Origin of the sequence: Micromonospora fulviviridis (assembly GCF_014648395.1) — a bacterium.
Lineage (GTDB): Bacteria > Actinomycetota > Actinomycetes > Mycobacteriales > Micromonosporaceae > Micromonospora > Micromonospora fulviviridis.
Window position 1 is genome coordinate 175,378 of the sequence record NZ_BMRA01000009.1, and the last position, 24,525, is coordinate 199,902.

Consider the following 24,525-nt stretch of genomic DNA (forward strand, 5'->3'; position numbering starts at 1 on the left):
TGGACCCACGATGTACGCGCCGCGAGGCGACGGCCCCCGGCAGTGATCACCTTTCCGCGTGCCGGCCGGCGGCGCCATGTCGTAACCGCCGAACCCTGAGCGGCGCGAGTTGTAGGAACCGAACAAAACTTTTTGGCTGTCCCGCCGGGCGGCCGGACCACCCGCGGCCCGCCGGCGCCCGCCGCGCGTCTCCACCGTCATCACGTTCCCTGGGTGTGAGCGAGCCAATCCTTGATCGGTCAAGCATTGCGGATATGCTTGACCAGTCAAGGAAATGAGGTGCAGCCATGGGTGACGACGACCTCGCCCCGGCAGGCGTGGCCCCGGGCGCGACGGCGACCCTGTCGTCCCGGCCGCGGATGGCCGTACTCGGGGCCGGGCACACCGGTCCGGTGATCGCCCGGGTCGCGATGGCCGCCGGGTACCCGGTGACGATCGCGGCCTCCGGCGATCCCGCGAACATCGCCCTGATCACCGACGTGCTGGCGCCGGGCGCGGAGGCGCGCTGGGCGGCGGACGCCGTCACGGACGCCGGAATCGTCGTGCTGGCCTTCCGCTGCACCGGTTCCCGGGCCTCGACCCCGCCCTGGTCGCCGGCAAGCTCGTGGTGGACACCATGAACTACTGGCCGCCCGTCGACGGCGTGCAGGAGATGTTCGACGACCCCCGGCACGGCAGCAGCGAGATCGTCCAACGCCGGCTGGCCCGGTCGACGGTGGTGAAGACGCTGAACCACATCGGCTACCACGAGTTGGAGGACGACCGCCGCCCGGCGGGCGCGTCCGACCGCCGGGCGCTCGGCGTCGCCGGGGACGACCCCGCGGCGGTGCGCACCGTGGCGGACCTGATCGAACGCATCGGCTACGACACGGTCCGGCTCGACAGCCTGCGCGCCGGGCGCCTGCTCCAACCCGGCGGCCCGGTCTTCGGCGTGGCGCTGGGCCGGGACGAGTTCACGCGGGCGCTGGCCGCCCGCACCGACCACAGAGACAGAGGCACATCGTGACCACCTTTCCGCTCGTGCTCGGCCTGGACACCTTCGGTGACGTCACCCACGACGCCGACGACCGGCCGCTCTCCCACGCCCGGACGATCCGCGACATCGTCGAGCAGGGTGTCCTCGCCGATCAGGTCGGCGTGGACTTCTTCGGCCTCGGTGAGCACCACACCGACGACTTCCCGCTCTCCGCCGCCGACGTGGTGCTCGGCGCGATCGCCGCCCGCACCACCCGGATCCGCCTCGGCTCGGCCGTCACGGTGCTCAGCTCCGACGACCCGGTACGCGTCTTCCAGCGCTACTCCACCCTCGACGCGGTCTCCGGTGGCCGGGCGGAGGTGATCCTCGGCCGCGGCTCCAGCGTCGACTCGTTCCCGCTGTTCGGCTACGACCTGGCCGACTACGAGCAGCTCTTCGAGGAGAAGGCGCAGCTCTTCGCCGAGCTGCGCAAGGGCGGGCCGGTCACCTGGAAGGGCACCATGCGTGCGCCGCTGCACGAGCAGGACGTCGTCCCGCACACCGAGTCGGGTCCCTTCCCCGCCTGGATCGGCGTGGGCGGCAACCCGCAGTCGGTCATCCGCGCCGCCCGGTACGACTACGGCCTGATGCTCGCGATCATCGGCGGGTCGCCGGCCCGCTTCGCGCCCTTCTCCCGCCTCTTCCACCAGGCGCTCACGCAGCTCGGCAAGGACCCCCTGCCGATCGGCGTGCACTCGCCCGGTCACGTGGCCGCCACCGACGAGCAGGCCCGCGAGGAGTTCTTCCCCCGCTATCAGCAGGTCATCCGCCGGGTCGCCCGGACCCGCGGCTTCGCCGTGCCGACGCGGGAGTCCTTCCTGCGCGAGGTCGGGCCGGACGGGGCGCTCTACGTCGGGTCGCCCGAGACCGTCGCCCGGAAGATCGCCGCGAACCTCACGGTGCTCGGCGCGAACCGCTTCGAGATGAAGTACGGCATGGGCGGCCTCTCGCACGCGGCTCTGATGACCGCCATCGAGCTCTACGGCACGCGGGTCATCCCGCGCGTCCGGGAGCTGCTGGGCTGACCACGTCCGGCGGTCCGCCGTCCCCGCCGCGCGGGCGGCGGACCGCCGGGTCCGGCCGCCGGAAGCTCAGTCGGCCGTGCCGACGCGCTGGAACGCGCGGGCCAGCTGGACGAGGTCGATGCCCTCGAAGTGGTCGAGGAACCGTCGCCGCACGCTGGCCAGGTGGCTCGGCCAGGACTCCTGGAGCCGGGCGAGACCGGCGTCGGTGAGGACGGCGTTCCACCCGCGCGCGTCCTCCGCGCACTTGGTCCGCTCGACGAGGCCCTGCGTCTCCAGCCGGCCGATGGTGCGGGTCATCCCGCTCAACGAGAGCTGGCACGCCGCCGCGAGTTCGCTCATCCGCATCCGCCGGCCCGGCGCCTCGGAGAGATGCATGAGCGCCGTGTACTCGGTGAGGGGGAGTTGGCGGTCAGCCACCATGTCGGCGTCGATGGTGCGGGGCAGGACGTGCATGAGCCTGCCCAGCGAGCGGACCAGCGCCTCCTCCTCGGTGCTGAGGGGGCGCAGCGGCTGCGGTGCGGCGGACATGCGCCGATTGTACTTGCTTGACCGAGCAATGACACGCGCCGCCGTGACAGCCGCCACCCGACCGTTGGTTGCTTGACGAAGCAATTAACCGCTAGCTTGTACTTGACCAGGCAAGGACTTTGGAAGGGCACCACGACATGACCAGGATCGGAATCATCCTCGGCAGCACCCGCCCGGGTCGTAACGGCGAGTCGGTCGCCCGCTGGGTGTTCGACGTCGCCAAGCAGCGCAGCGACGCGCAGTTCGAGCTCATCGACCTGCTCGACTACCAACTGCCGCACCTGGACGAGGCGTACCCGCCGTCGATGGGTCAGTACACCCAGCCGCACACGCTGCGCTGGGCCAGCACCATCGCCTCGTTCGACGGGTTCGTGATGGTCACCCCGGAGTACAACCACTCCACCTCGGGCGCCCTGAAGAACGCCATCGACTTCCTCTACGCCGAGTGGAACAACAAGGCGGTCGGTTTCGTCAGCTACGGCTCCGCCGGCGGCACCCGGGCGGTGGAGCACCTGCGGCTGATCGCCGGCGAGTTGCAGATGGCCGACGTCCGGTCCCAGGTGGCGCTGTCGCTCTTCACCGACTTCGAGAACTTCAGCGTCTTCAAGCCCAGCCAGTTCCAGCAGGACGCGCTGAACACCACCCTCGACCAGGTCGTGGCCTGGAGCACCGCGCTCGCCCCGCTGCGCAACCGCTGAACACCTCGACACGATCGAAGACGGCCGCGGAACCTCCGCGGCCGTCTTCCTGTCCGCGGACACCGCCGGGGCCGGTGCCACACTCAGGACTGTTGGCGAGGCGCCACGAATCCGGGGGCCGGCTGCGGGGACTCGCCGGTGACCTGGGTGATGATCTCCGCGGCCACGTCACGCAGCTTGCGGTTGCGGTTCTGTGACGCCTGCCGGAGCAGGGTGAAGGCCTCCGTGGCGGTGCACCGCTGCTGGCCCATGATCACCCCGAGCGCCTGGTCGATGACACTGCGGGAGGCCATCGCGTCGGTGAGCTGCTGATGCAGCAGCGCCTGGTCGGCCTGGCGGAGGATTACGCTCAGCGCCGCCGACCCCTGCTCGCCGAACGCCAGGGCGTGCCGGCGTTCCGTGTCGGTGAAGGCACGCGGCTCGGTGGCGTAGAGGTTCAACGCGCCGACGGTCTCGCGGTCGACCGTCATTGGCAGCGACAGCGAGCTGCGGATGCCGAGCCGGAGCGCACGCTCCCGGTAGCGGCGCCAGCGTCGATCGTCGCGCAGGTCGGACACCTCGACGACCTGCCCCTGGCGCAGCGCCGCGAGGCAGGGGCCCTCGTCAGCCCCGTACTGGATCTCATCACCCTGCGCCGCGAGTTCGTCGCTGCTGGCGACCGTGAGGGCGCCTCCGTCGCGGCGCACGGTCAGTCCGCACGCCACGGCGGGGGCGACGACCTCCGCCGCGACCCGGACGATCTGGTCCAGGAACACGTCGACGTGAGGCGAGTCGGCAAGCAGCGTCAGCAGTCGGCCGTAGGCCGAGGCCAGAGACGGGTCAGCAGCACCGGACACCACCGCTACCTCCTGTAATCCATGTGCCCGTTCGGTTGCACCGAAGGTGACGCCACTGCTCCGGCCTGCCCCCTGAGGGGCCCGGCCAGTGCTTTTCCTGTCGGGGAGCCCACGTTTCGCCGGTCGGCGGGGGTGCCAATCGGGCGGAACGGGGCTAGGGTCGGGGTGGGTTCGGACATGAGCCCAGGACCAGTGCCGCGCCACCAACGGTGGGCGCGCGCATCAACCCGGTCTGACGTCCTCACCAGAGGAGCAGCTCATGTCCGTCCACCACGCAGAGCATCCGGCGGGGCCGGAGATCACCCGCCTGCCGACCCTGTCCCTGGCGCTCGCCCGGGAGGGTCCGGCGGCGGTGGTGCGGGTCGGGGGCCCGCTCGACCTGGCGACCGTCGACCGGTTCGTCGGCCTCGTGGACAGGCTGGTGGCCGGCGGACCGCCCGCGGTGCTGGTGCTCGACCTGAGCGGGGTCACCTTCTTCTGCGCCGCCGGCGTCAACGCGCTGCTGGCGGTTCGCCGGCGAGTCGCCTCCGCGGGCAGCGCCCTGGTGGTGCGCGAGCCCTCCCGGATCACCGTCAAGGTCCTCGACATCGTCGGCCTCAAGGACGAATTCACCACCGAGTGACCTGCCTTTCTCGACGCCTGTCAGCGAACGGCAGGGGTCACATCGTCCCGCTGCCCGCCGGCGTCCGGCAGATACCCGAGGTGGATCAGCCCGAAACGGCGAGACACCCGTGATCGGAGCCACGGGCGGCCCACCCGGCCGCCGAGCCGCGTGCTCAGCCCGCCGGCGGGCGGTGCGCGTCGACGGCCCGGCCCATCCGGGTGACGGCCTCGGTGAGGATCGCGGGTGAGGTGGCGAAGTTGAGGCGTACGAAGCCGGCCCCGCCGGTGCCGAACACGTGCCCGGAGCTCAAGGCGACCCGCGCGTCGTCGAGGAACATCCTCGCCGGCCCGGCGAGGTCGCTGGCCACCCCCGGCTCGCCGGCCGGCTGCTCGGTGGCGATGCCCAGCCCGGTGCAGTCCAGCCAGGCGAGGTAGGTGCCCTCGGGCCGGTGGTGGGTGACGGCCGGCAGGTGCTTCGCCAGCAGGGTCTCCAGCAGGGTGCGGTTGGCGTCGAGGCCGTCGAGGAGGAGGTCGAGCCACGGCCCGCCGGCACGGAACGCGGCGGTGTGCGCGAGGACGCCCAGGTGGCTGGGGCCGTGGCTGACCTCTTCCGGCATGCGGCGCAGGTCGGCGGCGGCCTCCGGCCCGGCGACCGCGAGCGCCGCCTTGAGCCCCGCGAGGTTCCACGCCTTGGAGGCGGAGGTGAGGGCGAACGCGTCCTCGGCGCCGGACACCGTGAGGTACGGGGTGAAGCGCGCCCCGGGCAGCACCAGCGGGGCGTGGATCTCGTCGGAGACCACCCGCACCCCGTGCCGGCGGGCCAGGTCGGCGACCGCCTCCAGCTCGTCCCGGCGGTGGACCACGCCGGTCGGGTTGTGCGGACTGCACAGCAGGAACGCCGGCCGGCTGCCGCAGGCCCGGGCCCGGCGGAACGCCTCGTCGAGAGCGGCGGGGTCCATCCGCAGGTCGGGCCCGAGCGGAGCCTCGATCACCCGCCGGCCGGCGTGGCCGACGAACGCGTAGAAGGGCGGGTAGACGGGGGAGCAGACGACCACGGCGTCACCGGGATCGGTCACCAGCCGGAGCACCTCGACGACGCCCATCATCACGTCGGGGACGACGGTCGTGCGGTCGACCCGGAAGTCGTGCCAGTCCCAGCGTCCGGCGGCGAACTCGCCGAGCGCCTCGGCGTACGCCGTGCCGTGCGCGTAGCCGGTGTCGCCGAGGTCGATGGCGCGGCGCAGCGCGTCGGCCACCGGCGGGGCCAGGGGCACGTCCTGCTCCGCGACCCAGAGGGGAAGCACGTCCGGCGGGTGCATCCGCCATTTCACGCTGCTGCGCTGGCGGAGTTCGGCCAGCGTGAGCACGGTGAGCGGATTCCGGGCCGCGGAGCCGTCGGCGGAGGGGTCGGGGCCTGCCATGCCCACCACCCTAGGCCGTGCCCCCCTCGGTGTCGTTCCGCCGCCTCGCGGCCGCCTGGCGCCGCAGCTCGTGGCGGGCCAGGGCGTTCCGGTGCACCTCGTCGGGGCCGTCGGCGAAACGCAGCGTGCGGATACCGGCGTAGGCCCTCGCCAGCGGGAAGTCCTGGGACAGCCCCGCCGCCCCGTGCACCTGGATCGCCTTGTCCAGGATCCACTGGACGGTGGCCGGGGTCGCGATCTTGATGGCCTGGATCTCGGTGTGCGCGCCCTTGTTGCCCACGGTGTCCATGAGCCAGGCCGTCTTGAGCACCAGCAGGCGCAGCTGCTCGATCCGCACCCGCGACTCGGCGATCCACTCTCGGATCACGCCCTGCTCGGCCAGCGGCCGGCCGAACGCGACCCGCTGCTCGGCGCGCGCACACATCAGCTCGACGGCCCGCTCCGCGAGGCCGATCGAGCGCATGCAGTGGTGGATGCGGCCGGGCCCCAGCCTGGCCTGCGCGATCGCGAAGCCGTCGCCCTCGGCGCCGATCAGGTTCTCCACCGGCACGCGGACGTCGTGGAACTCCAGCTCGGCGTGACCGCCGTGGTCGTGGTCGTCGTAGCCGAACACCTCCATGCCGCGGACGACCTCCAGGCCCGGGGTGTCCCGCGGGACCAGCACCATGGACTGCTGGCGGTGCCGGTCGGCCTGCGGATCGGTCTTGCCCATGACGATGAGGATCCGCGCGTTGGGGTTCATCGCGCCGGTGATCCACCACTTCCGGCCGTTGATCACGTAGTGGTCGCCGTCCCGCTCGATCCGGGTCGCGATGTTCGTGGCGTCCGACGACGCCACGTCGGGCTCCGTCATGGCGAACGAGGACCGGATCTCGGCGTCCAGCAGCGGCTCCAGCCACTGCTTGCGCTGCTGGGCGGTGCCGAACATCGCCAGCACCTCCATGTTGCCGGTGTCCGGGGCGGCGCAGTTGAGCACGGCGGGCGCCAGGTGGCTCCGCCCGGTGATCTCCGCGAGCGGGGCGTACTGGAGGTTGGTCAGGCCGGCCCCGTGCTCACCCGGCAGGAAGAGGTTCCACAGCCCCCGCTTCCTGGCCGCGGTGCGCAGCTGCGCGAGCACCGGCACCGAGTCCCAGGCCCACCGGTCGCCGAGCTGCCCGAGCTGCTCGTGGAAGACCTGCTCGGCCGGATGGATCTGGCGGTCCATGAAGTCCAGGAGGTTGTCGCGCAGTCCCTCGGTCCGCGGGTCCAGGGCGAAGTCCATCAGTGCTCCTTCAGGTAGGTCAGGCCGGCGTCGAGGAGCAGCTCGGTGACCTCGCCGAGCTGCTCGAAGCCGGCCCCGACGGTCTGGCCACGCAGGTGGCGGACGTGGATGCCCTCGAGGATCGCGGCCAGCTTGAAGGCCGCCAGGCCGAGGTGGAAGCCGAGTGGCGGAAGGGCGCCCCCGCGCGCCGCCGCGTACCGTTCGAGGATCTCGTCCTCGGTCAGGAAGCCGGGCGCGGACGACGCCTCGGCCACGGCCGTGCCCACGAGCCGGCCGAGACGCTGGTAGAGCACCAGCAGCGCCAGGTCGGTCAGCGGGTCGCCGAGTGTGGCCATCTCCCAGTCGATGACCGCGGCGAGGCGGTCCCGGTCGTCGACGAGGACGTTGTCGAGGCGGTAGTCGCCGTGCACGATGCCCGGCGCCGAGTCGGCCGGCACCCCGGCCGCCAGGCGGGCGTACAGCTCGTCGGCGGCCGGCAGGTCGCGGCAGTACGACGCGTCCAGCTGCTTGCGCCACCGCCGCACCTGCCGGGCCAGGAATCCCTCGGGCCGGCCGAAGTCGGCCAATCCCACAGCCGCAGGGTCGACCGCGTGCAGGGTGGCCAGGGTGTCGACCAGCCTGGCCGAGACGACCCGGGTGCGTTCCGGGCCGAGCCGTTCGAGTTCGGCCGCGTGCCGGTACGCCGTGCCGGCGACCCGCTCCATCACGTAGAACGGCGCGCCGAGGACGTCGGCGTCCGCGCAGAGCGCGTAGGTCGCCGGGACCGGCACGTCGGTGGCGTGCAGCGCCGACATGACCCGGTACTCCCGGGCCATGTCGTGCGCGGTCGAGAGCACGTGCCCCAGCGGCGGCCGCCGCACGATCCAGGTCGTCCGCCCGTCACCCACCTCGTAGGTGAGGTTGGACTTTCCGCCGGCGATCAGCCGGGCGGTCGACACCCCCGTCGCCCCGGGCACCGAGGCGGCGAACCAGTCGGCGAGCCGGGCCAGGTCGAGGCCCGGCGGGTCGGGGAGCGCCGGGGCCGTCACGGGACCAGGACGCTGACGGTCTCGACGACGCGGGCCGGCTTCTCGGCGCCCGCCAGCTCGACGGTCACCTTCGCGGTCAGCTGGTAGCCGCCCCCGCCGGGCGCCAGCGACAGCAGCTCCACGCCGGCCCGCACCTCCGAGTCGACCGGGACCGGAGCGGGGAAGCGAAGCTTGTTGGCGCCGTAGTTGACCCCCATGGTCAGCCCCTCGACCCGGTAGACCTGCCAGACCAGCATGGGCACCAGCGACAGCGTCAGGTACCCGTGCGCGATCGTCCCGCCGAACGGGCTGCGGGCGGCCCGCACCGGGTCGACGTGGATCCACTGGCGGTCACCGGTCGCCTCGGCGAAGGCGTCGATCTGCTGCTGGCTGATCCGGTGCCAGTCGGAGTGCCCGAGATGGGTGCCGACCGCCCGCTCCAGCTCCTCGATGCTCTCGAAGACCCTCATCGTCTCGCCTCCTCCACTCAGGACTTCGGCCCGCCGGCGACGTACAGCACCTGGCCGGACACGAAGCCGGCGCCCTCGCTGACGAGGAACGACACGGCGTGCGCGATGTCCTCCGGCGTGCCGGTGCGGGCGACCGGGATCTGCGCCGCGGCGGCCCGCTTGAACTCCTCGAACGGCACGCCGAGCCGGGCCGCCGTGGCGGCGGTCATCTCGGTCTCGATGAAGCCCGGGGCGATCGCGTTCGCCGTGACCCCGAACTTCCCGAGTTCCAGGGCGAGGGTCTTGGTGAAGCCCTGCAACCCCGCCTTCGCGGCCGCGTAGTTGGCCTGGCCGCGGTTGCCCAGCGCGGAGGTGCTGGACAGGTTGACGATCCGTCCCCAACCGGCGCTGGTCATGTAGCCCTGCACGGCGCGGGTCATCAGGAACGAGCCGCGCAGGTGCACGTTCACGACCGCGTCCCAGTCGTCGGCGGTCATCTTGAACAGCAGGTTGTCCCGGGTGATGCCGGCGTTGTTGACCAGGATCGTGGGCTCCGCCAGCTCTGCGGCGATCCGGTCCACGGCCGCCCGTACCGCCTGCTCGTCGGCGACGTCGGCGCCGACGGCCAGGGCCCGGCCGCCCGCGGCCACGATCTCGTCGACGAGCGGCTGGCCCGCCGCCTCGTCCAGGTCGACGACGGCGACGGCGAAGCCGTCCCGGGCCAGTCGCCTCGCGACGCCGGCCCCGATGCCACGGGCCGCTCCGGTGACGACGGCGGTGCGCGTGCTGGTCATGGCGCGTCAACTCCTCGATGGATGGGGTGAGGGCGGGTCGGAAGCGGGACGTACGCCACCCGGCCGACGGTGGCGCCGTCGGCGAGCCGCTGCACCCCGGCGGCCACCTCGTCGAGCGGGAGGCGCTCGCTGACCAGGGGCCGTACGGCGCCCTGGGCGGCCAGCGCGGTGAGGGCACGATGGCACTCGGCGACGGCGGCCGGGTCGTGGCGCTGGTAGAGGCCCCAGTGCAGGCCGACGATCGAGTAGTTCTTCACCAGGGCGTGGTTGAGCGCGGCGGACTGGATGCGGCCACCGGCGAAGCCGGCCACGAGGATCCGGCCCTCGAAGGCCACGCACTTGGTCGAACGCTGGTAGGTGTCGCCGCCGACCGGGTCGTAGACGACGTCGGCGCCCCGGCCACCGGTCTCGGCCCTGACCACCTCGACGAAGTCCTCGTCGCGCCGGTCCACCACCACGTCGGCGCCGAGCGCGCGGGCCACCGCGGCCTTCTCCGGACCACCGACGACGGCGATCACCCGGGCCCCGGCCGCCTTGCCGAGCTGGACGGCCGCGCTGCCGACGCCGCCGGCCGCCGCGTGCACCAGCAGCGTCTCGCCGGCGCGCAGCGCGGCCCGCCGGTGCAGGCCGAACCAGCCGGTCTGGTAGCCGATGTAGAGGGCGGAGGCCTCGGCGTCGTCGAGCGCCGGTGGCGCGGGGAACGTGGTCGCGGCGTCCAGCAGCGCGGACTCGGCGAACCCGCCGTGGGGCAGCGCCGCGCCGCCGAGCACCCGGTCGCCGACGGCGAACCCGGTCACCCCCTCGCCGAGCGCGACGACCTCGCCGCACAGCTCGACCCCCGGGGTGAACGGCAGCTCCGGCCGGACCTGGTACTCGCCGCGGCACATGAGGACGTCGGGGAAGTTGGCCGGGGACGCCAGCACCCGGACCACGAGCTGTCCGGGGCCCGGCTCCGGGTCGGGCACGTCGACGAGCCGCAGCACGTCGCGGGGCTCGCCGAGCTCGGTCACCCGCAATGCCCTCACCGGAACGCCCCCTCGTCCTCGAGCTGCCGCTGCAGCCGGTTCATGCCGTCGAGCCAGCGGTCGGTGTCGGTGGCGCGGTGCCGGTAGTAGTCCGCCACCCGGGGATGCGGCAGGACCAGGAACCGGTCGTCGTGCAGGGCCTCCCACGTCGCCTCGGCCACGTCCTCCGGGGTGAGCGCCCCGTCGCGGCTGATCAGGTCCCGCAGCGGTCCGGTCCGGTCGAGCATCCGGGTCCGCACGCCCTGCGGGCAGATGGCCTGCACCACGACACCGCGATGCCGGTACGTCGCCGACAGCCACTCCGCGAACGCGACGCAGGCGTGCTTGCTGACCGCGTACGCCGGATTCCCGAGCGTGGTGAGCAGCCCGGCCGCGGACGCGGTCACCACGAAGCGGCCCGCGCCGCGCTCGACCCAGGCGGGGATCAGCAGTCGCGCGGCCCGCACGTGGGCCATGACGTTCACCTCGTGGCTGGCGGCCCAATCCGCCTCACCGGCGTCCAGTCCGCGCCCCCGGTCGATCCCGGCGTTGCCGAACCAGACGTCGATGTCGCCGAGGTGGCCGCGGGCCGTGTCGACCAGCGCGGCGACGCCCTGTTCGGTGGCGGCGTCGCCGGGAGCGGCCCAGCCGCCGATCGCCTCGGCCACCCGCCGGGCCGCCTCGCCGTCGAGGTCGTTGACCACGACCCGCGCCCCCTCGGCGGCGAGCCGGGTGGCCAGCGCGCGGCCGATCCCGTGCCCGGCGCCGGTCACGACGACGCCCCTGTCCCGTACCGGCATCAGACACCTCCGCTCAGGGTGAGACCGCCGTCGACGACGAGCAGTTGACCGGTGATCCAGGCGGCGTCCTCGGAGAGCAGGAACGCGACGACGCTGCCGACGTCCGTGGGGACGCCGAGCCGCTTGAGCGGGTACGCCGCCGCGACCTCCTCCTCCCGGCCCTCGTAGAGGGCGGTGGCGAACCTCGTCTTCACCACGGCCGGGGCGACCGCGTTCACCCGGATGTCCGGCCCCAGCTCGACGGCGAGCTGCTGGGTGAGGTGGGTGAGCATCGCCTTGCTGGCGCCGTAGAAGCCGATGCCGGAGGCGGGCCGGACGCCGGCCACCGAGGAGACGTTGACCACCGCGCCCCCGTGCTCGCCCAGCCAGGCCCGGTGGACCTGCTGCACCCAGGACAGCGCGGCGAGGCAGTTCACCTCGAAGACCTTGCGGGCCGCGGCCAGGTCCAGCTCGACCAGCGGGCCGTACGCCGGGTTGACGCCGGTGTTGTTGACCAGGAAGTCCGCGCTGCCGAAGGTGTCGATCGCCCGGGTCACCACCTCGGCCTGGTGGTCGGGGTCGTCGGCGTGCCCGGCGACGCCGATCGCGTGCTCGGCGCCCAGCCGGGCGACCGCCTGGTCCAGCGCCTCCCGCTTGCGTGCCGTGACGACCACCTTGGCGCCGTCGGCGACCAGCCGCTCGGCGATGGCCAGGCCGATGCCGCGGCTGGCACCGGTGACGATCGCCGTGCGACCGGCGAATCTGCTCGACGCGGCCTCCGACACGGCCACCCCCTCCGAAAGTTACTAAGCGCTTGCTTAGAATGTGTCTGAGGGAGTGTGCGACAGCCCGGCGGGAGTCGTCAACAGGTCGGCGCCGGCCGGTTGTGGTATCAATGCCGGCCGAGGCTCAGGAGGGAAGGTGGACGCGTGGTGACCGACAGCGCCGAGCAGTCCCGCGCCGACGCGACCCGCGCCCGGCTGCTCGAGGCAGCCGTCACCGCCTTCGCCGAGCGGGGCTTCCACGGCACGACGACCCGCGACATCGCGGCCGCGGCCGGGCTGAGCCCCGCCGCGCTGTACGTGCATCACAAGTCCAAGGAGGAGCTGCTCTACCTGATCTCGCGCTCGGGGCACGAGCACGTGCTGCGGCTGGTGCGGGAGGCGGTCGCCTCGTCCGCCGACCCGGCCACGGCGCTGCGGCGGGTGGTCCACGACTTCGTCGTGACCCACGCCCGCGACCACACCACCACCCGGGTGGTCAACTACGAGCTGGCCGCGCTCAGCCCCGCGCACCTCACCGAGATCCGGGAGATCCGCCACCGCATCGAACAGGCGATCCGGCAGCTCGTGGAGGCGGGCGTGAGCGCCGGGGTCTTCGAGACGCCGGACCCGCGGATGGCGGCCGCCGCCCTGCTCTCCCTCGGCGTCGACGTGGGCCGGTGGTACCGGGACGGCGGCGACCTGGTCCCCGAGTACATCGCCGCCCGGTACGCCGAGATGGCGCTGCGCATCGTCGGCGCCCGCTGACCCGGGCGGGCCGGGTTCCGGTCAGCCCACCTTCGGTGCGGCGCGGGAGATGATCGTGGCGAAGTCGACACCGCTCGGCAGTGTGCCGAACGCCTGGCCGTGGTCGCCGCCGAGGCGGGAGGCGCAGAAGGCGTCCGCGACGGCCGGGTGGCCGTGCCGCACCAGCAGCGAGCCCTGCAGGACCAGGGCGAGCCGTTCGACGACCCGGCGGGCCCGCAGCTCCAGGTCGTCGCGGTCGGACAGGTCGGCCCGCACCTGCCGCAGCGCGGCGTCGAGCCGCGGGTCGGCGCCGGCGGCGGCGCTCGCCTCCGCCTGGAACGCCTCCATGACCTGGGGCTCCTTCGCGACCGCGCGCAGGACGTCCAGCGCGGCGACGTTGCCGGAGCCCTCCCAGATCGAGTTCAGCGGCGACTCCCGGAACAGCCGCGGCATGCCCGACTCCTCGACGTAGCCGTTGCCGCCCAGGCATTCGAGGGCCTCGGCGGCGTGCGCCGGCCAGCGCTTGCACACCCAGTACTTGCCGACGGCGAGGGCGAGCCGCTTGAACGCCGTCTCGGCGGCGTCGCCGCGCGCGGACCGGTCGGTCGCTCCGGCGAGCCGCATCATGAGGACGGTGGCGGCCTCGGACTCGACCGCGAGGTCGGCGAGCACGTTGCGCATCAGCGGCTGGTCGACCAGGTACCGGCCGAAGGCCGCCCGGTGGGTGGCATGGTGGACGGCGGTGATCACCCCCTGCCGCATCCCGGCCGCCGCGCCGATGACGCAGTCGAGGCGGGTCAGGTTGACCATGTCGATGATGGTGCGCACGCCACGGCCCTCGTCCCCGACCCGCCAGGCGACCGCGTGCTCGTACTCGATCTCCGCCGAGGCGTTGGACCGGTTGCCGAGTTTGTCCTTGAGGCGCATCAGCCGCAGGGGGTTGCGCGTGCCGTCGGGCAGGACCCGCGGGACGAGGAAGCAGGTGAGCCCGCCCGGCGCCTGGGCGAGGGTGAGGAAGATGTCGCACATCGGCGCCGAGGTGAACCACTTGTGCCCGACGAGCCGGTAGGTGCCGTCCGGGTCGGGGTGCGCGACGGTGGAGTTGGCGCGCACGTCCGAGCCGCCCTGCTTCTCCGTCATCGACATGCCGGCCAGCAGCCCCCGCTTGGTCAGCGGCGCACGCAGCCCGAAGTCGTACGCCGTTGCGGTGAGCAGCGGCTCGTAGCGCGCGGCCAGGTCCGGGGCGTGCCGCAGCGCGGGCACGGCGGCGTAGGTCATCGAGATCGGGCAGCCGTGGCCCGCGTCGGGGCGCCACGTGTAGAACTTGGCCGCCCGGGCCACGTGCGCACCGGGCCGGTCGTCCGCCCACGGCGCGGCGTGCAGGCCGTGGGTGACCGCGGTACGCATCAACTCGTGCCAGGCCGGGTGGAACTCCACCTCGTCGATCCGGTGGCCGTAGCGGTCGTGGGTGCGCAGGACCGGCGGGTGCTCGTTGGCCAGCCGCCCGTGCTCGATCGCCGGCGCGGCGCCGCCGAGGCGGCCGAGTTCGTGCAGCTCCGCGGCGGCCCAGCCGGCGCCCTCGCGGTCCAGCCCGTCGAGCAGCGCCGGGTCGTCCGCCGCGTCGTAGCCGGACAGCGGGGGGACCTGGTTGACGACCTCGTGTGTGGTCACGGCGACACTCCCAGCGCGCGGTGGATGAACCTGATCAGGTCGGGGATGGTGGCCGGGCCGGCGACCCCGGCGGCCAGCGGGCCGACCATGGCCTCGGCCAGGGCGCCGACGAGCGCGGTCGCGGTCAACTCGGGGTCCTGCGGGGGCAGTTCGCCGCTCGCCACCCCGGCCGCGACGTAGCCGGCGATCAGGTCGGCGTACGCGCGGCGGAAGGTGAGCCGTTCGGCGTCGACCGCCGGGTCGACCGGCTCGGCGAGCAGCGCGTACGCCAGCCGCGGCGAGCGCAGCGCGCGGCCGGAGAACGTCTCGACGACGGCGGACACCTGGTCGGCGGCGGTGGCCTCCAGCGCGGCGGCGCGCGCGACGGCGTCCACCTCCCGCTGCGAGGCGGTGCGGAACACCTCGGCGAACAGGTGGGCCTTGGTGGGGAAGTGGCGGTAGACGCTGCCGGTGGCGACGCCGGCCCGCTCGGCGACGGCCGCGACCGAGCAGCCGGCATAGCCGTGCCCGGCCATGATCGCCAGCGCGGCGGCGATGATCCGCTCGCGCGAGGCGCTCAGCCGAGCCTTGACGCGCTCGGTGCTCCGGTAGGCCACGCAAGAAGTGAACCACCATTCAGTCCTTGCCGGCAAGGGCGCCCGGTTGCGGGCCGGGTGCCGGGTTCACCGGCCGGATCGGTCACAGCTTGGACGCGGACGGCCGCAGTGATCTTGGTGTGCCTCCGTCGATCGGGTACCGTCCCCTGGCACATCGTCTTTGCACCACCCCTGGCTGCCTGTCACACCGGGGTCGATCGGAGGGACACTGTCGTGACTTTCTCCAGCGCAGTCCGCAGGGCTGGCGTCATCGTGGCGATCGCCGCCCTCGCGGCGACCGCGGGATGCGCCAAGAAGGAGGACGGCGAGACCCAGGCGAGCGGGGTCAAGCTCGTCGAGAAGGGCAAGCTCACCGTCTGCACCCACCTGCCGTACGCGCCGTTCCAGTCGAAGGACGCCGCCGGCAAGGTGGTCGGGTTCGACGTCGACGTGATGGACCTGGTCGCCAAGGACCTGGGCGTCGAGCAGAAGATCGTCGACACGCCGTTTGAGGGGATCAAGTCCGGCCAGGACCTGAACACCGGCAAGTGCGACGCGGCCGCCGCCGGCATGACCATCACCGAGGAACGGCAGAAGGTCATGAACTTCTCCGATCCCTACTTCGACGCGACCCAGGCCCTGCTGGTCAAGACCGGGAAGTCGTACAAGTCGCTCGACGACCTCAAGGGCAAGAAGGTCGGCGTCCAGGCCGCGACCACCGGCCGCGACTACGCCAAGAAGTTCGAGAAGGAGAAGGGCCTGCAGCTCGTCGAGTTCGAGGACCTCGCCGCGGAGCAGCAGGCGCTGGCCAACGGCCAGATCGAGGCCGCGATCAACGACCTGCCGGTCTGGACCGAGTACATCAAGGAACACCCGGGCGGGTTCGAGGTGACCGCCGAGTTCGACACCGGTGAGCAGTACGGCTTCTCGGTGAAGAAGGACGGCAACCCGGAGCTGCTCAAGAAGATCAACGAGGTGCTCGCCAAGGCGAAGCAGGACGGCACCTACGACACGATCTACGAGAAGTGGATCGGCAAGAAGCCGAACGCCTGAGCCACCCACCGGCCGGAGGGCGCGCGCCGGGCGCGCGCCCTCCGCACCTCGCTAGGAGCGCCGAACCGTGAAGCTGCGACGCCGCCAACGAGAACGGCTGTCCCTCTGGCTCCAGTACCTGGCCTTCGTGGCCGTCATCGCCGTGGTGGTCCTCGCGGCGGACTGGGGTCGGCTGAGGGAAGCGTTCTTCCGCGTCGACATCATCGAGTCGATGTTCCCGACGATCATCACCGTCGCGCTGCGGAACACGATCCTCTACACGCTGGGCGCGTTCGCCTTCGGCCTCGTCTTCGGCACCGTCCTCGCGCTGATGCGGCTGTCCCGGGTGGCTCCGTACCGCTGGGTGGCGACGGCGTACATCGAGCTGTTCCGGGGTCTGCCCGCGCTGCTGGTGCTCTTCCTCGTCGGGTACGGCATCCCCATCGCCTTTCCGGAGCGCGAGATCCCGGGCGGCGTGTTCGGGTCGATCACGATCGGTCTCGGACTGACCGCGGCGGCCTACATGGCCGAGACCATCCGCGCCGGCATCCAGGCCGTGCCGAAGGGGCAGATGGAGGCGGCGCGCACCCTCGGCATGTCGCACTTCACCGCGATGCGCACGATCGTCATTCCCCAGGCGTTCCGGATCGTGATCCCCCCGCTGACCAACGAACTGATCCTGCTCACCAAGGACTCGTCGCTCGCCTACGTGCTCGGCGTGACGGCGCAGACCATCGAGGTGACGAAGTTCGGCCGGGACACGCTCAACGACCGGGTGAACGCCACCCCGCTGCTGGTGGCCGGCCTCACCTACCTGATCATCACCCTGCCCCTGTCCCAGGTGGTACGCCGCCTCGAACTCCGCTACGCCAAGGCTCGGTGACCCCATGACGACCAGCCAGTCCCAGCCCGCCGTCGAGATCCGCGACCTGCACAAGTCCTTCGGCCCGCTCGAGGTGCTCAAGGGCATCGACTTCGAGGTCGGCCACGGCGAGGTGGTCTGCGTCATCGGGCCGTCCGGGTCCGGCAAGTCGACGCTGCTGCGGTGCGTCAACCTGCTGGAGGAGCCGACCGCCGGCAGGATCTGGGTCAACGGGACCGAGATGACCGACCCGGACGTCGAGATCGACTCGGTACGCCGCGGCATCGGCATGGTCTTCCAGTCGTTCAACCTCTTCCCGCACCTCACCGTGCTGGACAACCTCACCATCGCCCAGCGCCGGGTGCTCCGTCGCGGGCGCGCCGAGTCGGAGCGGGTCGCGCGCGCCAACCTGGAACGCGTCGGGCTCAGCGACAAGGCCGGCGCCTTCCCGGCCCAGCTCTCCGGCGGGCAGCAGCAGCGGGTCGCCATCGCCCGGTCGCTGTCCATGGACCCCAAGCTGATGCTCTTCGACGAGCCGACCTCCGCGCTCGACCCCGAGCTGGTCGGCGACGTCCTCACCGTCATGCGCAAGCTCGCCGAGGACGGCATGACCATGATGGTGGTGACCCACGAGATGGCGTTCGCGCGGGACGTCGCCGACCGGGTCGTGTTCATGGACGGTGGGGTGGTGGTCGAGCAGGGGCCGCCGCAGGAGGTGCTGGGCGCGCCCCGGCACGAGCGGACCCGCTCGTTCCTCTCCCGGGTCCTCGACCCGACCCACGTCGCGCAGCTCGGGCAGCCCGACGAGGCCGCCGAGCCGCCCGCGGCGCCGGGGCTGCCGGCCGACGACCGTCACCAGCTGTGACCGCCGCGGCGGGGTCGTCGTAACCCCTGTCTAGGCTCGACCGCATGGCAGATCCGTTCCGGGTGCGCGTCACCGTCCGCGGCTACGAGCTCGACACCCAGGGCCACCTGAACCAGGCCGTCTACCTCCAGTACGGCGAGCACGCCCGGTGGGAGTGCCTGCGCGCCGCCGGCATCGCACAGGACCGGCTCCTCGCCGGCGGGGTGGGGCCGGTGGCCCTGGAGGTCACCGTGCGCTACCTGCGGGAGCTGCGCGGCGGCGACGAGGTGGACGTGTCCTGCGAGTTCCGCTGGGGCGAGGGGAAGACCTTCCAGATCGTCCAGGAGCTCACCCTGCCGGACGGCACGCAGGCTGCCACGATCACCGGGGTGGGCGGCCTGCTGGACCTGTCCTCCCGGCGGCTGGTGCCCGACCCGCGCGTGCGGTTCCGCCAGCTGGCCACCGACCCCGCGCCCATGAACCTCTGAGCCGCCTACCCGCCGGAGCGCAGGTAGGTGAGCACGGCCAGCACCCGCCGGTTGGTGTCGTCGTTGGGCGGCAGGTCGAGCTTCGTGAGGATGTTCCCGACGTGCTTGCCGACCGCCGCCTCGGTGACGTGCAGCCGCGCGGCGATCGCCCCGTTGGAGTGGCCCTCGGCGACCAGCGCCAGAACCTCCCGCTCCCGGGGTGACAGGGCGGCCAGGGGGTCCCGGGGGCGGCGCAGGAGGTGCCGCACCACGTCGGGGTCGACCGCGGTGCCGCCGGCCGCCACCCGGCGCAGGGTGTCGGCGAACTCGGCGACGTCGGCGACCCGGTCCTTGAGCAGGTAGCCGACCCGCCGGCCGTCGCCGCTGTCGAGCAGCGCGGCCGCGTACCCGCTCTGCACGTGCTGGCTGAGCACCACCACGGCCAGGTCGGGCCGCTCCGTGCGCAGCGCGACCGCCGCCCGGAGCCCGTCGTCGCGGTGCTCGGGCGGCATGCGGATGTCGGTCACCAGCAGCTCCGGCCGGTGGGTGCGGACGGCGTCGAGCAGGGCGGGCGCCGTGCCGACGGCGGCGACCACGGCGAAGCCGAACCGGGTCAGCAGGCCGACGAGGCCCTCCCGCAGGAGGACCTCGTCCTCGGCGAGAACGACCCGGGTCACGGGCGGCACGGCAGCTCCACCCGGACGAGGGTAGGACCACCGGGCGGGCTGGCCAGCAGCAACCGCCCGTCCACCGCGGCGACCCGGTCGGCGAGCCCGGTCAGCCCGGTGCCCAGCGCCGGGTCGGCGCCGCCCCGGCCGTCGTCCTCCACCTCCACGACGAGGCGGCGGTCGGGCAGCGTGAGCCGGACCTCGGCTCGGCTCGCCCCGGCGTGCCGGGCGACGTTGCCCAGCGCCTCGGAGACCACGTACCAGGCGGTGGTCTCGACCAGCTCCGGCACCGGGCGGGTGAGGTCGGCACGCACGGTGACCGGGACGGTGGCCTGCGCGGCCAGCTCACGCACCGCCCCGGCCAGGCCGAGTTCGGTGAGCTGCTGCGGGCGGATGCCCTGCACGATCCCGCGCAGCGTGACCATCAGCTCCTTGGCCTGCTCGTGGGCGACGGCCAGGGGCTTCGCGGCGGGGGAGTCCTCGGGCACGTCGAGCCGGGCCAGCCCCAGCTGGAGGGTGAGGCTGGTCAGCCGCGGCTGGGCCCCGTCGTGCACGTCCCGCTCGATCCGGCGGCGTTCGGCCTCGTAGGCGCCGACCAGGCGGGCGCGGGAGCGGGTGACCTCGCGCAGCGCCGTCCCGTCGGGCGGGGCGCCGAGCAGCCGGCGGGCCACCGCTGCCTGCCCCGCCACGAGCAGGCCGGCCAGGTAACCCAGCCCCGGCACGGCGAGCAGCCCCGCGACGGCGTACGGGACCGCCGCGCCGGGGGTGTCCACGGTGGTCCAGACCAGCACGATCCGCTCGGCGCCCCCGGCCAGCCACGGGCCCGCGACCAGCGTGACGTCGAGCAGGACGAGCAGGGCGAACATCCCGTACGCCAACGGCACGACACCGCCCAGCCAGGCCGCGTACGCCACCTCCCGCCACCCGGCGGCCGTGGTGTACCGCGCGGCCAGCCCGCGTACCCGGGGCCCGGGCAGTGGACGCCCGTCGACGACGCCGAGCCGCCACCGCTCCACCACGGCCAGCGGGGCGCTCGCGAGCGGAGCGACGGCCAGCGCGGCCAGGGCGACGACGGTGAGGACGGCGACGAGGGGGAGGGCGACGGGGCGGCCCCGCTGTGCCGCGGTGACCACGGCGAGCAGCGGCGCCCCCACCACGGACAGCCCGACCGCGAGGACGCCGGACAGCGGCACGGTGGTGACGGCGTACGCCAGCGCGCGCCAGGGCCACGCGGAGATCAGGTAGCGGGGCCGGCGCAGGGCCTCCGCCAGGTGCCGGGGCTCGTCCAAGGTCATGTCGTCACGCTAGCCACGCGGTGTCCGGGCAGCCCAGCCGTCTGGACCCACTCCCCGGGTATGCCTGGCCCTACCCTGTTCCGGCCCGCCACGCCCAGTGCGCCGGCCGTCCCCGCGCGCTGGACTGGGCGCATGGATCGTGACCGTCTCGGCGCCGCCTGCTGGCTGCTCGCCACACCCCTGTTCCTGGCCGCGAACGTGATCGTCGGGCTGGCCTGGCGCCGGCCGCCGTTCAGCTGGGCCACCAACAACATCAGCGACCTCGGCAACGTGACCTGCGGCCTGTGGGACAGCACCCGGCCCCGCCCGGTCTGCTCGCCCTGGCACGAGGCGATGAACGGCGCGACGGCCGTCACCGCGGCGCTGCTCGCGCTCGGGGTGCTGCTCACCTGGCCGGCGCTCGGCCGCGGGGTGGCCGCCACGGCGGCGCGGCTGCTCACGCTCGCCGCCGCCGCCGGGTACGGCCTGGCCGCCGCCGCCCCGGCGGACGTGGACGAGAACCGGCACTTCCTGGCCGCGCTGCTGATCTTCGTGCTGGGCAATCTCGGGATGCTGGTGGCGGCGCTGGCCGGGCGGTCGCCGGTGCTGGGCGGGATGCGCGCCGCGAGCCTGGTCCTCGGGTCGGTCGGGGTGGCCGGCGTGGTGCTCTTCCTCGGGCAGGTCGACGTGGGCATCGGGGTCGGGGGAATGGAGCGGGTGGCGGTGTTCCCGCTGCTGGTGTGGACGGTCCTGGTCGGCCTGCGGGTGGTCCGGGCCGGTCGGGATCGACGCCTATCCTGAGCGGGTGGAACTGGAGTTCAGCGGCGAGGTGTGGTTCTGGCGGGGGCCGGCGCCCTGGCACTTCGTCACCGTCCCCGACGAGCTCTGCGGTGAGTTGGAGGCGGCCTCGGCGTCGGTGACCTACGGCTGGGGAATGATCCCGGTGACCGCGCGGATCGGGGCGACGGGCTGGCAGACGTCGCTCTGGCCGAAGGACGGGCGGTACGTGGTGCCGGTGAAGACGTCGGTGCGCAGGGCCGAGGGAATCGGGCTGGGCGACCGGGTGGACGTCCGCCTGGTCGTCGGGGACTGACCGGTCGGGGCGGGAGCGGGAACGGATGGAACCCCCGGGTACGGCGGCAGCGGCGAAGCTGCTCGCGCAGGCGCGGCGACTGGTGGTCTTCACCGGCGCCGGCATGTCGGCCGAGAGCGGCGTTTCCACCTTCCGGGACGCCGGCACCGGGCTCTGGGCGCGGTTCGACCCGCGCACCCTCGCCACCCCGGAGGCGTTCCGCGCCGACCCCGCCCTGGTCTGGGGCTGGTACGAGTGGCGGCGCGACGCCGTCCGGCGGGCCGAACCGAACCCGGGGCACCGGGCCGTGGCCGCCATGGCGGCCCGGGTCCCGGAGACGGTGGTGGTCACCCAGAACGTCGACGACCTGCACGAGCGCGCCGGCTCCGCCGCCCCGATCCACCTGCACGGCAGCCTGTTCGCGCCGCGCTGTTCGGCCTGCGCCGAGCCGGCGCCGGTGCCCGACGGCGGGGCGGAGCCGGGGGAGGGCCGGCGGCTGACACCACCCCGCTGCGGGCGCTGCGCCGCCCTGGTGCGGCCCGGGGTGGTGTGGTTCGGCGAGGCGCTGCCGGAGCAGGCCCTGGAGGCCGCCGTCGAGGCGGCGTACCGCTGCGACGTGCTGCTCACCGTCGGCACGTCCGGCCTGGTGTATCCCGCCGCCGAGATCCCGCAGGTCGCGGCCCGCCGGGGCGGGACCGTGATCCAGGTCAACCCGGAGGAGACACCGCTGGACGCGGTGTGCGAGCTGAACCTGCACGGACCGGCGGCCGTGGTGCTCCCGGCCCTCGTGCGGGCCGCGTGGGGTGACGCCGTCCCGGCGTGACCCGCGACGGCCGCCGCGGCCAGCGGACAATCACCGGAACCCGCTGATGCCGTTGCCCGCACGGCCTACCGTCGGCGGAGGCGGTCGGTCGAGCCGGGAGGGGCGGCGACGTGGGGCGGGACGGGGGACGGCGGCGTCCGGCGTGGCCACGCCCGCCCGCTCCGGCGCCGGCCGGACGCCGCGTGACGCCGTTCGAGATCTTCTTCGACCTGGTCTTCGTCTTCGCGCTCACCCGGATCATGGCGCTGATCGGGCCCGAGCCCACACCGACCACCATGGGGCAGGGGCTGATCCTGCTCGTGCTGCTGTGGTTCGCCTGGTCCTCGTACACCTGGTTGGGCAACCACACGCGGGCCGAGGTCGGGGTGGTGCGCGGCGGGTTCCTGGTCGCGATGGCGGCGCTGTTCGTGGCCGCGCTGGCCATGCCGGAGGCGTGGACGCCGGGGCCGGGACTGGACGGCCCGTTGCTCGTCGCGCTGGCCTACGTGCTGCTCCGCGCCGTCCACCTGGGGCTCTACCACTGGGCGGCGGCCGGCGTGCCCGGGCTGCGGGCGCGGATCCGGTTCTTCGCGGCGGTCAGCGTCGCCGGCTGGGTGCCGCTGCTGGTCGGCGCGCTGCTGAGCGGGGCGGCGCACGCGGTGCTGTGGGTGGTGGCGTTCGTCGTCGAGATCGGCGGGCAACGCGTGTCGTACGCCCGGCGCGGCACCTGGCCGCTGCGCAGCGCGAGCCACTTCACCGAGCGGCACGGCCTGGTTCTGATCATCGCGCTCGGCGAGTCGGTCGTCGCCGCCGGGGTCGGCGTCGCGTCGGCGGTGACCGCGCTGCCGGTTCTCGGCGTGGCGCTGGTCGGCTTCGCGGTCACCGTCTGCCTCTGGTGGCTGTACTTCGACCACGCCGGGCCCGCCGCCGCCCGCGTCCTCGCCGCAGCCACGGGGGACCGGCGGGACCGCATCGCGGCGGACGCCTACAGCCAGACCCACCTGCTGCTGATCACCGCGGTCATCTACCTGGCGCTCGGCATCGAGCAGGTGCTCGCGCTCGTGGCCGGGGCGCACGGCGGCGACGCGCACGCCGGGGGCGCCACGCTGAGCTGGTCCGCCTCGGTCGCCCTGTACGGCGGCGCCGCGCTCTACCTGGGCGGCCGGCTCCTCTTCCTGCGGCTCACCGGGCAGCCGGTCCCGCCGGCCCAGCCGGCCGTGGCCGTGCTGACCCTGCTCCTGCTGCCGCTCGGGGTGCTGCTGCCGCCCGCCGCGGCGCTCGGCGTGCTCGCCCTGCTCCTGCTCGCCGCCGTCGCCGCCGAGCGGCTGCCCGCGCGGCGGGGGACGGCCATCCGCTCCGCCGCCTCCTGAAGCCGGCCCGTTCGGCCGTGCACCGGTTCGCGGAGGTGGCGGTGCCGGTCCCCGCCGCGCCGAGCCGGAGTCAGCCCGCCGGCTCGTCGAGGAAGGCGAGGGTGACCGCGGCGAACAGCGGCGAGCTGAAGATGCTGTAGTGGGTGAGACCCGGCAGGATCGCCAGCGCGTGCCCGCCCTTGGGTCGGCCCTCGTTCCCCCAGCCGCCGTCGCGGAGGCCGCCGTCGAGCAGCCGGAACACCTCCACGTAGTGGCTCGGCGGCGCCATGTCGGCGTCGGCCGCGACGATCAGCGTCGGCACCCGCAGGTCAGCGACCTCCTCGGTCAGGTCGAAGTCCTCCGCCATCAGCGCGCCGATCTTGTCGAGCAGCCGGGGAAAGTCTTCCGGGCGTGGCGCCACCCGCTGGTAGAGCTGGTACATCGGGGTGTCCGTCATGAACTCCGCGGCGGCCCCGGTCACCTGGCCCTGCTGCGCCCGCATCTCCGGATAGATGGCGTCCGACCGCACGTGCGCGGACGCCGCGACGAGCCGGCCGAGCTTCTCGGGGTGGGCCACCGCGGCGCGCAGCGCCACGCCGCCGCCCAGCGAGTAGCCCACCAGGTGCGGCCGGTCCAGGCCGAGATGGTCGATGAGCGCGGCGATGTCGTCGGCCATCGTGCGCAGGTCGAGCGGGCGGTCGACGTCGGCGGTGCGGCCGTGACCCTGCAGGTCGACGGCGATGACCTGGTGCCGCGCGGCCAGCGCGGGCAGCACCGGCCCGAACATCTCGCCCGACCCGAGCCCGCCGTGCAGCAGGATCAGCGGATGCCCGGTGCCGTGCGTCTCGTAGTAGAGGTTGATGCCGTTGACCTCGGCGTATCGGCCGGTGCCCTCGACGTCCGTGGTCCAGTCAGTGGCGGTCACGCTGACGCTCCTCCCGTGCGCGTTCGGCGATGGCGACGTGGCCCCGACGGCGCCGG

General features: G+C 73.5%; 29 protein-coding genes. 14 read left to right on the forward strand and 15 right to left on the reverse strand.

Annotated features, from left to right (window positions below; all coding sequences use genetic code 11):
* Window positions 1-287: 287 nt before the first annotated feature.
* From IEY96_RS32835 to IEY96_RS23325, 3 genes are read left to right on the forward strand one after another with little or no spacing between them, the layout of a single operon-like run.
* A complete protein-coding gene (locus IEY96_RS32835; protein WP_229791825.1) occupies window positions 288-620 on the forward strand; it encodes an NAD(P)-binding domain-containing protein in 333 nt (110 codons plus the stop codon).
* Entirely contained in the window at window positions 617-1,006 is a 390-nt protein-coding gene (locus tag IEY96_RS32840; RefSeq protein ID WP_229791826.1) for an NADPH-dependent F420 reductase, read from the forward strand. The genes IEY96_RS32835 and IEY96_RS32840 overlap by 4 nt, the downstream gene beginning before the upstream one ends.
* Window positions 1,003-2,040, forward strand: a complete 1,038-nt coding sequence (locus tag IEY96_RS23325; protein WP_229791827.1) for an LLM class flavin-dependent oxidoreductase — start codon at window positions 1,003-1,005, stop codon at window positions 2,038-2,040. Before IEY96_RS32840 ends, IEY96_RS23325 begins: the two co-directional genes overlap by 4 nt.
* A 66-nt stretch (window positions 2,041-2,106) precedes the next feature.
* On the opposite strand, the gene IEY96_RS23330 is transcribed toward IEY96_RS23325, so the two are convergent.
* Complete coding sequence (locus IEY96_RS23330; protein ID WP_189196938.1) at window positions 2,107-2,568, reverse strand: MarR family winged helix-turn-helix transcriptional regulator; 462 nt, start codon at window positions 2,566-2,568, stop codon at window positions 2,107-2,109.
* A gap of 137 nt (window positions 2,569-2,705) precedes the next feature.
* On the opposite strand from IEY96_RS23330, the gene IEY96_RS23335 reads away from it, so the two are divergent.
* Window positions 2,706-3,266 carry an NADPH-dependent FMN reductase gene (locus IEY96_RS23335; RefSeq protein ID WP_189196939.1) on the forward strand — a complete coding sequence of 187 codons (561 nt, stop codon included), beginning with the start codon at window positions 2,706-2,708 and terminating at the stop codon, window positions 3,264-3,266.
* Between the two features lie 83 nt (window positions 3,267-3,349).
* Here the strand turns inward: IEY96_RS23335 and IEY96_RS23340 are convergent, their stop codons facing one another.
* Window positions 3,350-4,102, reverse strand: a complete 753-nt coding sequence (locus IEY96_RS23340; RefSeq protein WP_189196940.1) for a GAF and ANTAR domain-containing protein — start codon at window positions 4,100-4,102, stop codon at window positions 3,350-3,352.
* A gap of 259 nt (window positions 4,103-4,361) precedes the next feature.
* Here IEY96_RS23340 and IEY96_RS23345 point away from each other — a divergent pair, with 259 nt between their 5' ends.
* The gene (locus IEY96_RS23345) at window positions 4,362-4,724 is read left to right on the forward strand and encodes an STAS domain-containing protein (protein ID WP_189196941.1); all 363 of its coding nucleotides are present in this window, start codon (window positions 4,362-4,364) and stop codon (window positions 4,722-4,724) included.
* A gap of 154 nt (window positions 4,725-4,878) precedes the next feature.
* Here IEY96_RS23345 and IEY96_RS23350 read toward each other — a convergent pair whose 3' ends face one another.
* Genes IEY96_RS23350 through IEY96_RS23385 form a run of 8 tightly spaced genes read right to left on the reverse strand, consistent with a single transcriptional unit; the run spans window position 4,879 to window position 12,205 of the window.
* Window positions 4,879-6,126: a MalY/PatB family protein gene (locus IEY96_RS23350; protein WP_189196942.1), complete on the reverse strand. Its 1,248-nt coding sequence runs from the start codon at window positions 6,124-6,126 to the stop codon at window positions 4,879-4,881.
* Window positions 6,127-6,136: 10 nt separating this feature from the next.
* Complete coding sequence (locus IEY96_RS23355) at window positions 6,137-7,387, reverse strand: acyl-CoA dehydrogenase family protein (protein WP_189196943.1); 1,251 nt, start codon at window positions 7,385-7,387, stop codon at window positions 6,137-6,139.
* A complete protein-coding gene (locus IEY96_RS23360; protein ID WP_189196944.1) occupies window positions 7,387-8,415 on the reverse strand; it encodes a phosphotransferase family protein in 1,029 nt (342 codons plus the stop codon). Before IEY96_RS23360 ends, IEY96_RS23355 begins: the two co-directional genes overlap by 1 nt.
* Window positions 8,412-8,864 carry a MaoC family dehydratase gene (locus IEY96_RS23365; protein WP_189196945.1) on the reverse strand — a complete coding sequence of 151 codons (453 nt, stop codon included), beginning with the start codon at window positions 8,862-8,864 and terminating at the stop codon, window positions 8,412-8,414. The genes IEY96_RS23360 and IEY96_RS23365 overlap by 4 nt, the downstream gene beginning before the upstream one ends.
* A gap of 17 nt (window positions 8,865-8,881) precedes the next feature.
* On the reverse strand, window positions 8,882-9,637 hold the full coding sequence (fabG, locus tag IEY96_RS23370) for a 3-oxoacyl-ACP reductase FabG (RefSeq protein ID WP_189196946.1): 756 nt from the start codon (window positions 9,635-9,637) through the stop codon (window positions 8,882-8,884).
* On the reverse strand, window positions 9,634-10,647 hold the full coding sequence (locus tag IEY96_RS23375) for an NADPH:quinone oxidoreductase family protein (RefSeq protein ID WP_229791828.1): 1,014 nt from the start codon (window positions 10,645-10,647) through the stop codon (window positions 9,634-9,636). The genes fabG and IEY96_RS23375 overlap by 4 nt, the downstream gene beginning before the upstream one ends.
* An 11-nt stretch (window positions 10,648-10,658) precedes the next feature.
* On the reverse strand, window positions 10,659-11,441 hold the full coding sequence (locus tag IEY96_RS23380) for an SDR family NAD(P)-dependent oxidoreductase (protein ID WP_189196948.1): 783 nt from the start codon (window positions 11,439-11,441) through the stop codon (window positions 10,659-10,661).
* Complete coding sequence (locus IEY96_RS23385; RefSeq protein WP_189196949.1) at window positions 11,441-12,205, reverse strand: SDR family oxidoreductase; 765 nt, start codon at window positions 12,203-12,205, stop codon at window positions 11,441-11,443. Before IEY96_RS23385 ends, IEY96_RS23380 begins: the two co-directional genes overlap by 1 nt.
* 144 nt (window positions 12,206-12,349) lie before the next feature.
* Here IEY96_RS23385 and IEY96_RS23390 point away from each other — a divergent pair, with 144 nt between their 5' ends.
* On the forward strand, window positions 12,350-12,949 hold the full coding sequence (locus IEY96_RS23390) for a TetR-type transcription factor C-terminal domain-containing protein (RefSeq protein ID WP_229791829.1): 600 nt from the start codon (window positions 12,350-12,352) through the stop codon (window positions 12,947-12,949).
* A gap of 21 nt (window positions 12,950-12,970) precedes the next feature.
* Here IEY96_RS23390 and IEY96_RS23395 read toward each other — a convergent pair whose 3' ends face one another.
* The gene (locus IEY96_RS23395) at window positions 12,971-14,599 is read right to left on the reverse strand and encodes an acyl-CoA dehydrogenase family protein (RefSeq protein ID WP_189196950.1); all 1,629 of its coding nucleotides are present in this window, start codon (window positions 14,597-14,599) and stop codon (window positions 12,971-12,973) included.
* Complete coding sequence (locus IEY96_RS23400; protein ID WP_189196951.1) at window positions 14,596-15,195, reverse strand: TetR/AcrR family transcriptional regulator; 600 nt, start codon at window positions 15,193-15,195, stop codon at window positions 14,596-14,598. The genes IEY96_RS23395 and IEY96_RS23400 overlap by 4 nt, the downstream gene beginning before the upstream one ends.
* Window positions 15,196-15,408: 213 nt before the next feature.
* On the opposite strand from IEY96_RS23400, the gene IEY96_RS23405 reads away from it, so the two are divergent.
* The 4 genes from IEY96_RS23405 (at window position 15,409) to IEY96_RS23420 (ending at window position 18,400) form a co-directional block, all read left to right on the forward strand.
* The gene (locus IEY96_RS23405) at window positions 15,409-16,227 is read left to right on the forward strand and encodes a basic amino acid ABC transporter substrate-binding protein (protein ID WP_189196952.1); all 819 of its coding nucleotides are present in this window, start codon (window positions 15,409-15,411) and stop codon (window positions 16,225-16,227) included.
* A gap of 67 nt (window positions 16,228-16,294) precedes the next feature.
* On the forward strand, window positions 16,295-17,089 hold the full coding sequence (locus IEY96_RS23410) for an amino acid ABC transporter permease (protein ID WP_189196953.1): 795 nt from the start codon (window positions 16,295-16,297) through the stop codon (window positions 17,087-17,089).
* Between the two features lie 4 nt (window positions 17,090-17,093).
* Window positions 17,094-17,933: an amino acid ABC transporter ATP-binding protein gene (locus tag IEY96_RS23415; protein WP_189196954.1), complete on the forward strand. Its 840-nt coding sequence runs from the start codon at window positions 17,094-17,096 to the stop codon at window positions 17,931-17,933.
* A gap of 44 nt (window positions 17,934-17,977) precedes the next feature.
* Entirely contained in the window at window positions 17,978-18,400 is a 423-nt protein-coding gene (locus IEY96_RS23420) for an acyl-CoA thioesterase (RefSeq protein ID WP_189196955.1), read from the forward strand.
* A 5-nt stretch (window positions 18,401-18,405) separates the two neighbouring features.
* On the opposite strand, the gene IEY96_RS23425 is transcribed toward IEY96_RS23420, so the two are convergent.
* Window positions 18,406-19,065, reverse strand: a complete 660-nt coding sequence (locus tag IEY96_RS23425) for a response regulator transcription factor (protein ID WP_189196956.1) — start codon at window positions 19,063-19,065, stop codon at window positions 18,406-18,408.
* Complete coding sequence (locus IEY96_RS23430; protein ID WP_189196957.1) at window positions 19,053-20,342, reverse strand: sensor histidine kinase; 1,290 nt, start codon at window positions 20,340-20,342, stop codon at window positions 19,053-19,055. The genes IEY96_RS23425 and IEY96_RS23430 overlap by 13 nt, the downstream gene beginning before the upstream one ends.
* Window positions 20,343-20,474: 132 nt before the next feature.
* Here IEY96_RS23430 and IEY96_RS23435 point away from each other — a divergent pair, with 132 nt between their 5' ends.
* The 4 genes from IEY96_RS23435 (at window position 20,475) to IEY96_RS23450 (ending at window position 23,565) form a co-directional block, all read left to right on the forward strand.
* Window positions 20,475-21,122: a DUF998 domain-containing protein gene (locus tag IEY96_RS23435; RefSeq protein WP_189196958.1), complete on the forward strand. Its 648-nt coding sequence runs from the start codon at window positions 20,475-20,477 to the stop codon at window positions 21,120-21,122.
* A 4-nt stretch (window positions 21,123-21,126) separates the two neighbouring features.
* Complete coding sequence (locus tag IEY96_RS23440) at window positions 21,127-21,414, forward strand: DUF1905 domain-containing protein (protein WP_189196959.1); 288 nt, start codon at window positions 21,127-21,129, stop codon at window positions 21,412-21,414.
* A gap of 25 nt (window positions 21,415-21,439) precedes the next feature.
* Complete coding sequence (locus IEY96_RS23445) at window positions 21,440-22,216, forward strand: SIR2 family NAD-dependent protein deacylase (protein WP_189196960.1); 777 nt, start codon at window positions 21,440-21,442, stop codon at window positions 22,214-22,216.
* Window positions 22,217-22,398: 182 nt separating this feature from the next.
* Window positions 22,399-23,565 carry a low temperature requirement protein A gene (locus IEY96_RS23450; protein WP_229791830.1) on the forward strand — a complete coding sequence of 389 codons (1,167 nt, stop codon included), beginning with the start codon at window positions 22,399-22,401 and terminating at the stop codon, window positions 23,563-23,565.
* A 70-nt stretch (window positions 23,566-23,635) separates the two neighbouring features.
* Here IEY96_RS23450 and IEY96_RS23455 read toward each other — a convergent pair whose 3' ends face one another.
* A complete protein-coding gene (locus tag IEY96_RS23455; protein ID WP_229791847.1) occupies window positions 23,636-24,406 on the reverse strand; it encodes an alpha/beta fold hydrolase in 771 nt (256 codons plus the stop codon).
* Window positions 24,407-24,525 lie beyond the last annotated feature (119 nt).

What these genes read in the sequence shown, in the direction of transcription:
- IEY96_RS32835 (WP_229791825.1), top strand. Translation starts at nt 288, where the DNA reads ATGGGTGACGACGACCTCGCCCCGGCAGGCGTGGCCCCGGGCGCGACG.
- IEY96_RS32840 (WP_229791826.1), top strand. Translation starts at nt 617, where the DNA reads ATGAACTACTGGCCGCCCGTCGACGGCGTGCAGGAGATGTTCGACGAC.
- IEY96_RS23330 (WP_189196938.1), bottom strand. Translation starts at nt 2,568, where the DNA reads ATGTCCGCCGCACCGCAGCCGCTGCGCCCCCTCAGCACCGAGGAGGAG.
- IEY96_RS23335 (WP_189196939.1), top strand. Translation starts at nt 2,706, where the DNA reads ATGACCAGGATCGGAATCATCCTCGGCAGCACCCGCCCGGGTCGTAAC.
- IEY96_RS23345 (WP_189196941.1), top strand. Translation starts at nt 4,362, where the DNA reads ATGTCCGTCCACCACGCAGAGCATCCGGCGGGGCCGGAGATCACCCGC.
- IEY96_RS23350 (WP_189196942.1), bottom strand. Translation starts at nt 6,126, where the DNA reads ATGGCAGGCCCCGACCCCTCCGCCGACGGCTCCGCGGCCCGGAATCCG.
- IEY96_RS23355 (WP_189196943.1), bottom strand. Translation starts at nt 7,387, where the DNA reads ATGGACTTCGCCCTGGACCCGCGGACCGAGGGACTGCGCGACAACCTC.
- IEY96_RS23365 (WP_189196945.1), bottom strand. Translation starts at nt 8,864, where the DNA reads ATGAGGGTCTTCGAGAGCATCGAGGAGCTGGAGCGGGCGGTCGGCACC.
- fabG (WP_189196946.1), bottom strand. Translation starts at nt 9,637, where the DNA reads ATGACCAGCACGCGCACCGCCGTCGTCACCGGAGCGGCCCGTGGCATC.
- IEY96_RS23380 (WP_189196948.1), bottom strand. Translation starts at nt 11,441, where the DNA reads ATGCCGGTACGGGACAGGGGCGTCGTCGTGACCGGCGCCGGGCACGGG.
- IEY96_RS23415 (WP_189196954.1), top strand. Translation starts at nt 17,094, where the DNA reads ATGACGACCAGCCAGTCCCAGCCCGCCGTCGAGATCCGCGACCTGCAC.
- IEY96_RS23420 (WP_189196955.1), top strand. Translation starts at nt 17,978, where the DNA reads ATGGCAGATCCGTTCCGGGTGCGCGTCACCGTCCGCGGCTACGAGCTC.
- IEY96_RS23430 (WP_189196957.1), bottom strand. Translation starts at nt 20,342, where the DNA reads ATGACCTTGGACGAGCCCCGGCACCTGGCGGAGGCCCTGCGCCGGCCC.
- IEY96_RS23435 (WP_189196958.1), top strand. Translation starts at nt 20,475, where the DNA reads ATGGATCGTGACCGTCTCGGCGCCGCCTGCTGGCTGCTCGCCACACCC.
- IEY96_RS23445 (WP_189196960.1), top strand. Translation starts at nt 21,440, where the DNA reads ATGGAACCCCCGGGTACGGCGGCAGCGGCGAAGCTGCTCGCGCAGGCG.